This is a genomic window from Halomonas saccharevitans (assembly GCF_032333995.1).
GTDB lineage: Bacteria > Pseudomonadota > Gammaproteobacteria > Pseudomonadales > Halomonadaceae > Halomonas > Halomonas saccharevitans.
This window is the reverse complement of the sequence record NZ_JAVXUR010000001.1, coordinates 709652-723040: the sequence shown is the minus strand read 5'-3', so window position 1 is coordinate 723040 and position 13389 is coordinate 709652. Positions and strand designations below refer to the sequence as shown.

11 protein-coding genes are annotated in these 13389 nt (G+C 69.1%); 5 read left to right on the top strand and 6 right to left on the bottom strand.

The features are described 5' to 3' along the window. Positions 1–27: 27 nt before the first annotated feature. The 4 genes from prmA to dsbD form a co-directional block, all read right to left on the bottom strand. The gene (gene prmA, locus RSO68_RS03345; protein WP_315585430.1) at positions 28–978 is read right to left on the bottom strand and encodes a 50S ribosomal protein L11 methyltransferase; all 951 of its coding nucleotides are present in this window, start codon (positions 976–978) and stop codon (positions 28–30) included. A 96-nt stretch (positions 979–1074) separates the two neighbouring features. After that, complete coding sequence (gene accC, locus RSO68_RS03340; RefSeq protein ID WP_089849722.1) at positions 1075–2415, bottom strand: acetyl-CoA carboxylase biotin carboxylase subunit; 1341 nt, start codon at positions 2413–2415, stop codon at positions 1075–1077. A gap of 40 nt (positions 2416–2455) precedes the next feature. Then, positions 2456–2914: an acetyl-CoA carboxylase biotin carboxyl carrier protein gene (gene accB, locus RSO68_RS03335; protein WP_089849724.1), complete on the bottom strand. Its 459-nt coding sequence runs from the start codon at positions 2912–2914 to the stop codon at positions 2456–2458. A gap of 205 nt (positions 2915–3119) precedes the next feature. Then, positions 3120–5039 carry a protein-disulfide reductase DsbD gene (gene dsbD, locus RSO68_RS03330; RefSeq protein ID WP_315585429.1) on the bottom strand — a complete coding sequence of 640 codons (1920 nt, stop codon included), beginning with the start codon at positions 5037–5039 and terminating at the stop codon, positions 3120–3122. Between the two features lie 199 nt (positions 5040–5238). Here dsbD and RSO68_RS03325 point away from each other — a divergent pair, with 199 nt between their 5' ends. Then, complete coding sequence (locus RSO68_RS03325) at positions 5239–6513, top strand: DUF2333 family protein (RefSeq protein ID WP_315585428.1); 1275 nt, start codon at positions 5239–5241, stop codon at positions 6511–6513. Positions 6514–6632: 119 nt separating this feature from the next. On the opposite strand, the gene ppa is transcribed toward RSO68_RS03325, so the two are convergent. Beyond that, a complete protein-coding gene (ppa, locus tag RSO68_RS03320; protein ID WP_089849731.1) occupies positions 6633–7163 on the bottom strand; it encodes an inorganic diphosphatase in 531 nt (176 codons plus the stop codon). A gap of 300 nt (positions 7164–7463) precedes the next feature. Between ppa and RSO68_RS03315 the strand changes: the two genes are divergently transcribed. Then, a complete protein-coding gene (locus RSO68_RS03315) occupies positions 7464–9101 on the top strand; it encodes a protein kinase domain-containing protein (protein WP_390882385.1) in 1638 nt (545 codons plus the stop codon). Between the two features lie 118 nt (positions 9102–9219). Here RSO68_RS03315 and RSO68_RS03310 read toward each other — a convergent pair whose 3' ends face one another. Next, the gene (locus RSO68_RS03310; RefSeq protein ID WP_089849737.1) at positions 9220–10479 is read right to left on the bottom strand and encodes a 6-phosphofructokinase; all 1260 of its coding nucleotides are present in this window, start codon (positions 10477–10479) and stop codon (positions 9220–9222) included. Between the two features lie 169 nt (positions 10480–10648). Between RSO68_RS03310 and mpl the strand changes: the two genes are divergently transcribed. The 3 genes from mpl (at position 10649) to RSO68_RS03295 (ending at position 13385) form a co-directional block, all read left to right on the top strand. Next, complete coding sequence (mpl, locus tag RSO68_RS03305) at positions 10649–12043, top strand: UDP-N-acetylmuramate:L-alanyl-gamma-D-glutamyl-meso-diaminopimelate ligase (protein ID WP_315585426.1); 1395 nt, start codon at positions 10649–10651, stop codon at positions 12041–12043. After that, positions 12033–12674, top strand: a complete 642-nt coding sequence (locus RSO68_RS03300; RefSeq protein ID WP_089849743.1) for a flavin prenyltransferase UbiX — start codon at positions 12033–12035, stop codon at positions 12672–12674. The genes mpl and RSO68_RS03300 overlap by 11 nt, the downstream gene beginning before the upstream one ends. Before the next feature lie 87 nt (positions 12675–12761). Then, entirely contained in the window at positions 12762–13385 is a 624-nt protein-coding gene (locus RSO68_RS03295; protein WP_315585425.1) for a LysE family translocator, read from the top strand. Positions 13386–13389: the final 4 nt, after the last annotated feature.

The following is a 13389-nucleotide window of genomic DNA, read 5'->3' as shown; positions in this document are numbered from 1 at the left end:
TTGAACCGCCAGGCGCAGGCTTCGGGATCAGGCGTTGGCCGCGGGGCGTCGACCAACGGAACGACGCCCGACGGAACGCCGCCCGGTCAGCCGCACCCAGCCCTCGCGCACCGTCGGCTCTTCCATGATCAGCCCTCGGGCGCGGTAGGCCTCGAGCACGTCCTCGGCCTGAGCCTCGAGGATGCCCGAGAGCGCCAGGCGGCCGCCCGGGGCGACGCGGCCGGCGATCTCGTCGGCGAGTTCCACTAGCGGGCCGGCGAGGATATTGGCGATGACCAGCGGGAACTCGCCCGCCGCGAGCTGCTCGGGGTAGCAGAGCCGGAACGCCGACTGGGCCACGCCGTTGCGCTCGGCGTTGTCGCGGCTGGCCGAAAGCGCCTGGGGATCGATATCGGTGCCCGTGGCCTCCCGAGCACCGAGCCTGAGGGCGGCGATCGCGAGGATCCCCGAACCGCAGCCCACGTCGAGGGCGCGTGTATCGGTCAGCTCTCCGGCCACCGCCAGGCCGTCCAGCCACTCCAGGCACAGCGCCGTGGTGGGATGGGTGCCGGTGCCGAAGGCAAGTCCGGGGTCGAGATGCAGGTTGACGGCGCCGGGCTCGGGCGGCGCGTGCCAGCTCGGCACGATCCACAGCCGCTCGCCCATCTGCAGGGGATGGAAGTCCGCCATCCACTCGCGCTCCCAGTCGCGGTCGGCCAGCAGTTCGACCTCGACCTCGGGGCAGGGCTCGTCGGGGAACTCAGCGGCCCAGGCCTCGCGCACACGGTCGAGCATCGCATCCATGCCTTCGAGATCGTCATAGAGCCCGGTGAGCACGGTCTCGTCCCAGAGGGGGGTGGTGCCGCGCTCCGGCTCGAAGACCGGCTCGTCGAAGGCGTCCTGAAGCGTGATGGCGGTGGCGCCTTCGGCCAGCAGCAGCTCCTCGAGGGTCTCGGCCTGCTCGGGGGCGATACGGGCCTTGAGTTGCATCCAGGGCATGGGCGATCTCCGGTCGGTGCGGGAAGGGGCGGGGAAAGGGAGTGGGCAACGCAAGCGGGGCGGCCATGGCCGCCCCGCTTGCAGGAGGAGACGGGCTCAGAGGCCCAGCTTCTTCTCCAGATAGTGGATGTTCACGCCACCCTGCTGGAAGTGAGTGTCGCGCACCAGATCCTTGTGCAGGTCGGTGTTGGTCTTGATGCCTTCCACCAGCAGCTCGTCAAGGGCGTTGCGCATGCGGATCAGCGCCGTCTCGCGGTCCACGCCCCAGGTGATCAGCTTGCCGATCAGCGAGTCGTAGTGGGGCGGCACCGAGTAGCCCGTATAGACGTGGGAGTCCATGCGCACACCGAGCCCGCCGGGCGGGTGATAGAGGGTGACCCGGCCGGGCGAGGGCATGAAGGTGCGGGCGTCCTCGGCGTTGATCCGGCACTCGAAGGCGTGACCGCTCAGCTCCACCTGGTCCTGGCTGACCGAGAGCGGCAGGCCCGAAGCGATGCGCAGCTGCTCGCGCACGATGTCCACGCCGGTGACCATCTCGGTGACGGGGTGCTCGACCTGGACCCGGGTGTTCATCTCGATGAAGAAGAATTCGCCGTTCTCGTAGAGGAACTCGAAGGTGCCGGCGCCGCGGTAGCCGATGGTGATGCAGGCCTCGCGGCACGCCTCGAGCACCTTGGCGCGGGCAGTCTCGTCGATGCCCGGCGCCGGGGCCTCCTCGATCACCTTCTGATGGCGACGCTGCAGCGAGCAGTCGCGGTCATAGAGGTGGATGGCGTTGCCCTGGCCGTCGGCCAGCACCTGGATCTCCACGTGGCGCGGGTTCTCCAGGAACTTCTCCATGTAGACGGTACCGTCACCGAAGGCCGAGTGGGCCTCGGTGCGGGTGACGTTGACCGCCGAGAGCAGGTGCGCCTCGGTGTGCACCACGCGCATGCCGCGCCCGCCGCCGCCGGCGGCGGCCTTGATGATCACCGGATAGCCGATGCGCCGGGCCACGGCGAGGGTCTCGCTCTCGTCGTCGCCCAGGGGGCCGTCGGAGCCGGGCACCGTGGGCACGCCGGCCTTCTTCATCGATTCGATGGCGCTGACCTTGTCGCCCATCAGGCGAATGGTCTCGGCGCGCGGACCGATGAAGGTGAAGCCGGAGCGCTCGACTTGCTCGGCGAAGTTGGCGTTCTCGGAGAGGAAGCCGTAGCCCGGGTGGATGGCGCTGGAGTCGGTGACTTCCGCGGCGCTGATCAGCGCCGGAATGTTCAGGTAGGACTGCGCCGAAGAGGCCGGGCCGATGCACACGGCCTCGTCGGCCAGGCGTACGTGCATCAGTTCACGGTCGGCCGTGGAGTGGACCGCCACCGTCTTGATGCCCAGCTCCTTGCAGGCGCGCAGGATGCGCAGGGCGATCTCGCCGCGATTGGCGATCAGAACCTTGTCCAGCATGATGAATCCGCCAGTTGATGAGTGATGAAGACGGGGGCGATCAGGCGATGACGAGCATTGGCTGGTCGAACTCGACCGGCTCGCCGTCCTCGACCAGGATCGCCTCGATCACGCCGTCGCGATCGGCCTCGATCTGGTTCATCATCTTCATCGCCTCGACGATGCAGATGGTCTCGCCTTTCTTGACGCTCTGGCCGACTTCCACGAAGGACTTGGAGCCCGGTGCCGGTGAGCGATAGAAGGTGCCGACCATCGGCGAGTTGACGCTCTGGCCCTGATAGGACGGCTCGGCGGCGGCGGCGGGCTCGGCGGGAGCCGCCGGTGCCTGCGGCGCCTGCTGTGGCGCGGCCGCGTAGGGCTGGGGCGCGGGCTGCTGCCAGCTCGTGCCGTTGGGGTGGCGGCTGATGCGAACCGACTCTTCCCCTTCCTGGATCTCGATCTCGCTGATGTTGGACTCTTCGAGCAGTTCGATCAGCTTCTTGACCTTGCGGATATCCATGACGTTTCTCGACCGGTGGGGTTGGGGTGATGATCCGGGGTGCTGTCAACCCCGGCCAACTTGCAATAGATCCCGGCAAGATAGCGTGTCTTGCGGCCTCTATTGACCATGAAGGAGCAGTGGAGGCGGAGTCTGCCGAAAATCGGCCGGGATGTCCAGCCGTAGGGGAACGCTGTTCGAGTGCGATCTCCCACGCGCCGCGGGCTCAGCCCCGTCGTGTCGCCAGCCAGTCCAGCACGCCCTCGAGGTGGCTGGCGAGCTGGGGGGCATCGACCTCGCCCTGGACCCTGGCATCGCGCAGTTCCTCACCGTCATTGAAGAACAGCAGGCTGGGCGGGCCGAACAGCTCGAAGTGCTCGAGCACCTCGCGGCTGGCGGCGTCGCTTGCGGTCACGTCGACGTTGATGCGCTGGAACTGACTCAGCGGACCCGCCACCTCGGGCGCCGGATAGACGCTGCGCTCCATGACCTTGCAGGAGATGCACCAGTCGGCAGTAAAGTTGACGAAAGCCGGCTCGTCGCTCTGCGCCAGTGTAGTACGCAGCGTCTCGAGGTCCTCAACGGTGGTGATGTGTTGCGCGGGGGCGAGCGCCCCCGCCGTGGTGGCGCCCGAGCTCGTCGCGGTGACGGCCAGCGGGCGCAGCGGATCATCGCCGCCGCGGGAGGCGCCGATCACCAGGGCGATGCCCCAGATCAGCAGCATCAGGCCGCCGGCCTGGCGCACCCGCGGCCAGCCCTGGGTCTGGTTGACGGTAAGCGCGCCCAGGGAGAGGGCGCTGCCGATGGCGAGGCCCGCCCACAGCAGCAGGGCAACGCTGCCCGGCAGCAGGCGCTCGACGAGCCAGATGGCCACCCCCAGCAGCAGGATGCCGAAGGCGGCCTTGACGCCATTCATCCAGGCGCCGGAGCGCGGCAGCAGGGTAGTGCCGAAGGTGCCGACCAGCAGCAGCGGCACGCCCATGCCCAGCGCCAGAGCGAGCAGCGCAGCGCCGCCCATCAGCGCATCGCCGGTGGTGGAAATGAAGACCAGGGCGCCGGCCAGCGGCGCCGAGACGCAGGGCGAGACCACCAGCACCGACAGCGCGCCGGCCAGTGCCAGGCCGGCGGGACCGCTCTGCTGGGCGCGAGCCTGCCAGGCATCGATGCGGCCGGACAGAGACGACGACAGGCGCAGGTTGAAGGCTCCGAACATGGCCAGGGCGAACAGCGTGAAGAGCAGGGCGAAGGTGATCAGCACCGGTGCCGACTGCAGGCGCGCCTGGAGGTTCAGGCCGGCGCCGAACAGCCCCATCAGCACGCCCACGGCGGCGTAGGTCAGCGCCATGCCGCCCACGTAGCTCGCCGAGAGGGCGAAGGCCCGCGGGCGCGTCGGCTGCTGGCCGACGATGATCGAGGAGAGGATCGGCACCATGGGCAGCACGCAGGGCGTGAAGGTCAGCCCCAGGCCGGCGAGAAAGAAGAGCCCGAGGATCAGCGGCAGGCTGGCCTCTGCCATCAGCGAGCGAAATTGGCCGTCCTCGCTCGTCGGGGCGGCGATCGACGAGCCCTCGGCACTGGCCGCAGAAGGCCCGTCGGCAGAGGCCGTGGCAGCAGGATCGGTGGCGGCACCCGGCGCGTCGGCGACCGCACTACGCTGGGGATCCTGCGCCGCGGGCATCCAGCCGGCGAGAGAGGCCGGCGCCTCGCCCTCCCGAGCGGTGAGCTCGACCCGCTCCGGCGGGTAGCACAGGCCCGCATCGGCGCAGCCCTGGAAGGTCAGGGTCAGGTCCAGCGGGCCCTGGTGGCCGGGCGAAAGCGCGCTTTCAAAGACCACGCTGTCATAGAAGACGTTGACGTCGCCGAGGAACTCGTCGCTCTTGGCCTCGCCCGGGGGCAGATCGGGCTCCCCGAGCGTCAGGCCCTCGGTCGCGCTCGCGACGTCGAACTGGTGGCGGTAGAGATAGTAGCCGTCGGCATTCTCGAAGCCGACGAAGAGCCTCTCGCCGTCATGCCAGGCGCTTGGCTGAAAGGCTTCATGCACGGGTAGGAACTGCGCATCGTCGTCGTTCTGGGAGAACCATTGGGCCTGGGCTCCCAGCGGCAGTAGCAGGGTGATCAGCAGGGCGAGTCGCAGGACGATCGGCACGGGTCTTCCTTGGTGGCAGTGAGCGGTGGTCGTTTGGCGCGGTTTGACTCCGGGCTATGGTCCGGGTTCCCCATCGGCGACAAGGCCGCCGGCCTGCTAGGATATCGCAGTATCAGGAGGGTGTTGATGGCATCCTCTCGTCGAGGCTGCGCCGTATTGTCGCGTCGCCGGAAGCTCTCTTCATCAAGGAAACCCGAACATGGCGTTGACGCAAAAGGGTGCCGCCAGGCGCCGCAAGCGGACCGAGGAACTGGAGCGGCCGGCCTATGGCTGGATCTACAAGCCACTGCTGACGCTGCTGGTGCTCTACCTGGCGGTGTGCGTGGGACTCGGCATCTGGTGGAGTCGCGCGCCGGCGGTCTTCGACGTGGAGCAGGCGGTGATCGATCAGCGCGGCACGACCGCCCAGACACCCGCTTCCCGGGGCGCGGTGACCACCGCCAGCCTGATGACGCTGGTCGAGACCCTGCTCGAGAAGCCTGGGGGCTACCTGCGCAATGATATCGCCCCGCCCGGGGTGTGGCTTGACAACATGCCCGCCTGGGAGTTCGGGGTGCTCACCCAGGCGCGTCGGCTTTCGGTGGCGCTGCCGGCCATGGAGCAGGCCGCCATGCCGGCGCTCGAGGACGTTCGCGAGCGGCTGGCGGGCGACAGCGGTGACTGGCTCTATCCCTCCACCGAGCGGCGCCTGACACAGGCCCTCGAGGCCCTCGACGGCTACCTGCAGGCCCTCGACCGGGACGGCGAAGCCGCCTTCGGCGCCCGGGGCCAGGGGCTCGCCGCCTGGCTCGAGACGGTCACCCGCTCGCTCGACGACCTGGGGCTTCGACTGTCGGCCAGCATCGGCCCGCGTGCGGAGCTTCGCGACCTGGACATCGACGCCGAGGCCCTGCCGGCGCGGACCGCCTGGTACCGGGTCGACGACGTCTTCTTCGAGGCTCGCGGTCAGGCCTGGGCGCTGATCCATCTGCTGCGGGCGGTGCAGCGCGATCAGGCCGATGTGCTGGCCGCGGCCGGCCTGACTTCGCACTGGGAGGCGCTGGTGGCCGAGCACGAACTCAGCCAGCGGCGGCTGTGGAGCCCGCTGGTGCTCAACGGCTCGGGCTTCGGCCTCTTCGCCAACCACTCGCTGGTGATGGCCAACCACATGATCCGGGCCCGCGACCTGTCGCGGGCGCTGTCCGATCAGTTGGCGGCGGCGACTCCGGCCGCCGGCGACGCTGAGGCGTCCTCGGAGGCGGCAACCGCTGGCGATGCGCCGGCCGGTGGCGATGCCGGGGCCGATAATGCGGTCGATGAAGGCGACGTTGATGCAACCGAGCAGGCGGAGACCGAGTCTGCCGGGGAAGACGCTGTCGAAGCCGAGCCCGAGGAAGCGCCCGAGGCGTCAGCGTCGGAGGGCGCGGCCGACAGCGACGAGGCGGCTGCCGAGGCCGGCGATGACAGTGAGTCCGGCGTGAAACCGCCGGAGTAGGGTATCGCAAGCATCGGCGAGATCGCCGACATGCACCAACGAGACGGGCCGCCCAGTGGGCGGCCCGTCTCGTTTGGCGGCGGCGCGTCGGCGCCACCAGGCGTGATGCGCTCTAGCGATCAGGCCTTGTCGTGGGCGGCCACGGCCTTCTCGATGGCCTTGCAGGCGGCCTCGGACCCTTCCCAGGACTCCACCTTGACCCACTTGCCCTTCTCGAGATCCTTGTAGTTCTCGAAGAAGTGGGCGATCTGCTGGCGCAGCAGCTCGGGCAGGTCGGTCACTTCCTGAACGTCGTCATAGAGGCTGGAGAGCTTGGGGTGGGGCACGCAGACCAGCTTGGCGTCCTCGCCGGCCTCGTCGGTCATGTTGAGGATGCCCACCGGGCGCGCGCGGATCACGGCGCCGGGCTGAACCGGGTAGGGGGTGACCACCAGGGCATCCAGGGCATCGCCGTCGTCGGCCAGGGTGTGCGGGATGAAGCCGTAGTTGGCCGGGTAGAACATCGGGGTGGCCATGAAGCGGTCGACCAGCAGGGCACCCATGTCCTTGTCGATCTCGTACTTGATCGGCGCGTGGTTGGCCGGGATCTCGATCGCCACGTAGATGTCGTTGGGGAGATCCTTGCCGGCGGGGATGTTGTCGAAGTTCATCGTCGCTTCCTTGGGTTGGCAATACTGCTAATGCGGGGCGAATCGGAATGGTGGAAAAAATCCGCCGAATTATACGAAGCCAAGGCGGTGATTACCAATCGGCCATAGGTGGCATGCCGCTTCATCCGCCGATGGGCCAGGCGTGGAAGCAGGGTGTATCATGGGTCTCCGATGGAAGGTGTCGGCCATCGGCCGGCGAAGCGCGTCGTTTGCGAGGAGAACGCCTTGACCCCCCAGCACCTGTCGCTGAGCTACGGCCAGGCCTTCGTGGCGCCTGATCGGCGTCGGCATCGCAGCTCGATGTCGGTGCGACTGCCCGAGCCCCCGCTGCTCTCGGCCAAGGGCGCCTGCGCCCTGATCAGCGACTCCACCTCGCGCAACAACCTCGCCAAGCAGGCCGGCGATCTCAGCGTCAAGGGCTTTCTGGCCGACTACTTCTCCACGCCGGATCACTGGGACGTCAAGGCCTCGGCGACCCGGGTGCTGCGGGCGCTGAACACCTGGTGCTTCAGCCAGAACCGGCGGATCTCGGACGGCAGCTACGTCTCCTCGCTCTCCGCCATGATCTTCCGCGGCCGCGAAGCGCACCTCTTCCACATGGGCGATACCCTGGTGTTCCGCCTGCGCGGCGCCGAGTTCGAGCAGCTCTCCAGGGATCACGTCACCGACCTGGGTGGCTATCGCTATCCCTCGCGCGCCATGGGCATGGACAGCGGCCTGGAGGTCGATTACGCCAGTCTGCCCCTCAAGCAGGGCGATATCTTCCTGTTCACCACCCAGGCGGTGCGGGGCACCCTGATGCCCTCGGACTACGTGCGGCTGATTCGCGAGGATGCCAGCGACCTGGATGCCGCCTGCGAGCGGCTGGCCAGCGCGGCCCGAGAGCGGGCCCAGGAGCGCGGCTACGGCAGCGATCAGTTCTGCTTCCAGCTGGTGCGTATCGATGCCCTGCCCAACGCCTCGGAGGATCAGCCCGGCCGGGTCTACGGCGATCTGCCGATTCCCCCGGAGCTGGCTCCCGGGGAGCGCCTGGACGGCCTTGAGGTGCTGTCGGTACTGTCGCGCACCGCCCAGTCGCGGGTCTATCACGTGCGCGATGTGCACAGCGGGCGCGAGATGGTGATGAAGGCGCCGAGCCCCGAGCTCTCCAGCCGCAACGCCTACCTCGAGCATTTCCTGCTGCAGCAGTGGGTGGTGGAGCGCGTGAAATCCCCCTTCGTGGTGCGGATCATGGAGTCCTCGCGCCCGCGGCGCTTCCTCTACTATCTGATGGCCCACGTGCAGGGCAGCACGCTGACCGAATGGGCCCGCCAGCATCCCCAGGCGAGCCTCGAGCAGCGCCTGGATATCGCCAATCAGCTGGGCAAGGCGGTGCAGGCGCTGCACCACCGCGACCTGCTGCACCAGCGCATCCACCCCGACAACGTGCTCATCGACCGGCACGGCCAGGTGGTGCTGGCGGACTTCAGTGCCTGCCATCTGCGCGACGTGGACGGTCACCGCCGCTCGCGGGGCCTGGTGCGCCAGCTCGGGCTCACCGAGCACAGCGCCCCGGAGTATGCCCTGGACGATCAGGTCGGGCGGCGCAGCGATCAGTACTCGCTGGCCTCGACCATCTACTGGCTGCTGACCGGCGAGCTGCCCTACGCCCTGGCCCCCCATCGGCTGCGCAGCCACACCGACCTCGAGCAGCTCGCCTACCGCAGCGCCCGGACCCTCAATCCCGAGGTGACGGTTGCGCTGGACGAGGCGCTGCGCCGCGCCCTGGACCCCCAGCGCGCGCTGCGCTTCCGGCGCATGTCGGAGTTTCGCCGCGCCCTGCGCCCGCCCCGGGAGGCGGGGAACGGTGGGCGTCGCCCGGGGGAGCGGGCGAGCTTCTGGCAGGGGGTGGCGGGGATCCTGCTGCTGCTGCTGGTGCTCTCCTGGCTGTTGAGATAAGGCCCTTCGGGCAGTTCCAAGCAGCCAAGAAAAACCTCCAGCAGAGGTGTCTGCTGGAGGTTTTCTTCGTTGCCATCGTGGTGTGCCAGCCACCATCCTGCTCGGCGCTCGGCGCCGCCTAGATCGTGAAGTCGGGCAGCTTGCGCTCGGCCTTGGCCAGCTTCAGGTGCGCGACCTTGGGCAGGCCGTTCTCGAAGGGCGGAAAGTCCTCGCCCTGGATCAGCGGTGAGAGGTATCGGCGGCAGGCCGCGGTGATGCCGAAGCCGTCCTCGCGAATGAACTCGCCCGGCATGAACTTCTCGCGGTTGGCCACCTCGGCCAGCGGAGCGGCCTCGATGCACCACTCGTAGGGCGTCTCGCTGACCCGCTTGATGGCCGGCATCATGGAGTTCTTGCCTGCCACGGCCAGCTCCACGGCCTTGTCGCCCACCGCGTAGGCCTGGTCGACGTCGGTCTTTGAGGCGAGATGACGCGCGGCGCGCTGCAGGTAGTCGGCCACTGCCCAGTGGTACTTGTAGCCCAGGTCCTGCTTGACCATGCCGGCCAGCGTCGGCGCCACGCCGCCCAGCTGGCGATGGCCGAAGGCGTCGGTGTTGCCGGAGTCGGCGAGGAAGGTGCCGTCCTCGTAGCGCGCGCCCTCGGAGACCACGATCACGCAGTAGCCGTACTCCTTGACGCAGGCGTCGACCCGGGCCATGACCGCGGCGCGGTCGAAGGCCACCTCGGGGAAGATCACAAGGTGCGGCGGCTCGCCCTCGCCCTCGCCGGCCAGAGCCCCGGCGGCGGCGATCCAGCCGGCGTGGCGACCCATCACTTCCAGCACGAAGACCTTGGTAGAGGTGGCGCACATGGAGGCGATGTCCAGCGAGGCCTCCAGGGTCGAGGTGGCGATGTACTTGGCCACGCTGCCGAAGCCTGGCGAGTTGTCGGTGATCGGCAGGTCGTTGTCCACGGTCTTGGGCACGTGGATCGCGGTGAGCGGGTAGCCGAGCTTCTCGGAGAGCTGCGATACCTTCAGGCAGGTGTCGGCGCTGTCACCGCCGCCGTTGTAGAAGAAGTAGCGGATGTCATGCGCCTTGAAGACCTCGATCAGCCGCTCGTACTGGGCGCGGTGGGTCTCGATGTCCTTGAGCTTGTAGCGGCAGGAGCCAAAGGCGCCACCGGGCGTGTGGCGCAGGGCCGCGATGGCCTCGTCGCTCTCCTGGCTGACGTCGATCAGGTCCTCGGTGAGGGCGCCGATGATGCCGTTGTGGCCGGCGTAGACCTTACCGATCTGGTCCGGATGGCGGCGGCAGGCTTCGATCACGCCGCAGGCGCTGGCGTTGATCACGGCGGTGACGCCGCCGGACTGGGCGTAGAAGGCGTTGTGCTGGGCCATGGGGCTTACCTGTTCCTGATGCGTCGAGGAGTGCGAAAGCCGCAGAGTCTAGCCGAAAGCGGCTGTCACTGCATCCGCCCGGCGCGCTCACTGGAGCGCCCCGACGGCGCCATGCTAGTCTCGCGCAGACCGCGCCGCGGCCAGCGGCGGCAAGACTTCCGGAGACTGCATGCACCTTCACATCCTCGGCATCTGCGGCACCTTCATGGGCAGCCTTGCGCTGCTCGCCCGCGAGAGGGGCCTGACCGTCAGCGGTTCGGATGCCAACGTCTATCCGCCCATGAGCACCCAGCTCGAGGAGGCGGGCATCGTCCTGAGCGACGGCTACTCGGCCGACAACCTCATGCCGCGCCCCGACCGGGTGGTGATCGGCAACGCCCTTTCGCGGGGCAACCCCGAGGTCGAGGCGGTACTCGACCTGGGTCTGCCCTACGTCTCCGGCCCCGAGTGGCTGGCCGAACGGGTGCTGCCGGGGCGGCGGGTCATCGCCGTGGCCGGCACCCATGGCAAGACTACCACGGCGAGCCTGCTGGCCTGGCTGCTGGAGTCCGCCGGCCAGTCGCCGGGGTTCTTGATCGGCGGGGTGCCGCGCAACTTCGGCGTCTCGGCGCGCCTCGGCGCCGATGACGCGCCCTTCGTGGTGGAGGCCGACGAGTACGACACCGCCTTCTTCGACAAGCGCTCCAAGTTCGTTCACTACCGCCCGGAGATCGCCATCCTGGGCAACCTGGAGTTCGATCACGCCGACATCTTCCCCGATCTGGCCGCTATTGAGCGCCAGTTCCACCACCTGGTGCGCACCGTGCCGGGACGTGGTCGGCTGCTGGTGGCCGATGGCGAACCGGCGCTGGACCGGGTGATCGCGATGGGCGCCTGGACGCCGCTGGAGCACTTCGGCAGCGCGGCGGAGAGCCCCTGGCGCCTCGAGCTCGAGCGCGAGGACGCCTCGCGCTTTCGGGTGATCCACGAGGCCCGCGACGGGGCAGGGGAGGTGAACGAAGACGCGGTGGTCGACTGGTCGCTGACCGGCGCCTACAACGCCCGCAACGCCCTGGCGGCGCTGGCGGCCGCGAACGCCTGCGGGGTCGACCTGGTGCGCGGCGCCGCCGCGCTGTCGCGCTTCGCCACGCCCCGCCGGCGACAAGAGCTGCGCGGGGAGGTGGCCGGCATCGAGGTGATCGACGACTTCGCCCATCACCCCACGGCGATCGCCGCCACCCTGGAGGGCCTGCGCGCCGCGACCCCGCGCGGCCGGCTGCTGGCGGTGATCGAGCCGCGTTCCAACACCATGCGGCTGGGCACGCTGCGCGACCGCCTGGCGTCGAGTGTGGCCGCCGCCGATGCCGCCTTCTGGTTTCAGCCGCCGGGGCTCGACTGGTCGCTTGCGCCGGTGCTCGAGGCGAGCCCTGTGCCGGCTCGTCTGTGCCAGGACCTCGACGCCCTGGTCGAGGCCCTGGTGGCCGAGGCGCGGCCGCTGGATCGCATCGTGGTGATGTCCAACGGCGGCTTCGGCGGCATCCACGAGAAGCTGCTGGCCGCCCTGGAGGTCGCTCATGCCGATTGAACCACGCGGGCGCAGCGAGGCGACCGAGCTGCGCGAGCCCGTTACGGTGGCGCTGACCGGGGCCTCGGGGGCCCAGTACGGCCTGCGCCTGATCGAGGCGCTGGTGGCGGCCGAGCATCGCGTCTGGGTGATGATCTCCAAGGCCGCCCACCTGGTGGTCGCCACCGAGACCGACGAGGAGCTTCCGGCGCGGCCGGAGCGGCTCGCCGAGGCGTTGACCGAGCGCACCGGCGCCGCGGCGGGCCAGATTCGCTGCTTCGGCCGCGAGGACTGGATGGCCCCGGTGGCCTCCGGCTCCGGGGCGCCCTCGGCTATGGTGATCTGTCCCTGCTCCACCGGCACGCTCTCGTCGGTGGCCACCGGCGCCAGCAACAACCTCATCGAGCGGGCCGCCGACGTCGCCCTGAAGGAGCGCCGCCGGCTCATACTGGTGCCCCGCGAGACGCCCTTCTCGGCAATCCACCTGGAGCACATGCTGTCGCTGACCCGCATGGGCGCGGTGATCCTGCCCGCTGCGCCGGGCTTCTATCATAAGCCGCAGCGCATCGAGGATCTGGTTGACTTCATCGTCGCGCGCATCCTCAACCAGCTGGGCATCGAGCACCGCCTGATGCCGCGCTGGGGAGAATAGGCCGGCTCGGGCCCGGGAGCGCCCTTTCTCGCCGGCGTCATGTCGACCCGCCACCCTGGGCGGGTCAAGATCACAAGGACGTCTTCCATGATCACGCTCTCTGTGCTGTCGGTGTTCGTGCCGACCTTCCTGCTGGTCTCGCTGACGCCTGGCATGTGCATGACCCTGGCCATGGTGCTGGGTATGACCCAGGGCGTGAAGCGCACGCTGTGGATGATGGTCGGTGAGCTCGTGGGCGTCGGCCTGGTGGCCTTTGCCGCCGGCGCCGGCGTGGCCGCGCTCATGCTGCGCCAGCCCGAGCTCTTCGCGGTGTTCAAGTGGCTGGGCGGCGCCTACCTGGGCTATCTGGGCGTGATGATGTGGCGCTCCCGCGGGCGAATGGCCATCCCCGAGACGCTCGAGGCGGGGCCACCCGCCGCCCGAGGGCAGCTGGCCCTGCAGGGGCTGGTCACGGCGGTGGCCAATCCCAAGGGCTGGGCCTTCTTCGTGGCCCTGCTGCCGCCCTTCCTGGATGCCAGCCGGCCCCTGACGCCCCAGCTTGCGGCGCTGATCGCGGTGATACTCGCCATCGAGTTCCTCTGCCTGCTGCTCTATGCCACCGGCGGACGCACCCTGCGTCGGCTGCTCGGCAACGGCGACAACGTGCGCCTGCTCAATCGCGGCGCCGGCACCCTGATGGTCGGCGTAGGCCTGTGGCTGGCGCTGGGCTGAGGCG

Bases quoted from the DNA above. Each gene is read 5' to 3' on its own strand.
- RSO68_RS03300 (WP_089849743.1), top strand. From the start codon at position 12,033: ATGCCGATTGAACCACGCGGGCGCAGCGAGGCGACCGAGCTGCGCGAG.
- RSO68_RS03310 (WP_089849737.1), bottom strand. From the start codon at position 10,479: ATGGCCCAGCACAACGCCTTCTACGCCCAGTCCGGCGGCGTCACCGCC.
- RSO68_RS03325 (WP_315585428.1), top strand. From the start codon at position 5,239: ATGGCGTTGACGCAAAAGGGTGCCGCCAGGCGCCGCAAGCGGACCGAG.
- accB (WP_089849724.1), bottom strand. From the start codon at position 2,914: ATGGATATCCGCAAGGTCAAGAAGCTGATCGAACTGCTCGAAGAGTCC.
- RSO68_RS03315 (WP_390882385.1), top strand. From the start codon at position 7,464: ATGTCGGTGCGACTGCCCGAGCCCCCGCTGCTCTCGGCCAAGGGCGCC.
- ppa (WP_089849731.1), bottom strand. From the start codon at position 7,163: ATGAACTTCGACAACATCCCCGCCGGCAAGGATCTCCCCAACGACATC.
- accC (WP_089849722.1), bottom strand. From the start codon at position 2,415: ATGCTGGACAAGGTTCTGATCGCCAATCGCGGCGAGATCGCCCTGCGC.
- prmA (WP_315585430.1), bottom strand. From the start codon at position 978: ATGCCCTGGATGCAACTCAAGGCCCGTATCGCCCCCGAGCAGGCCGAG.
- mpl (WP_315585426.1), top strand. From the start codon at position 10,649: ATGCACCTTCACATCCTCGGCATCTGCGGCACCTTCATGGGCAGCCTT.
- RSO68_RS03295 (WP_315585425.1), top strand. From the start codon at position 12,762: ATGATCACGCTCTCTGTGCTGTCGGTGTTCGTGCCGACCTTCCTGCTG.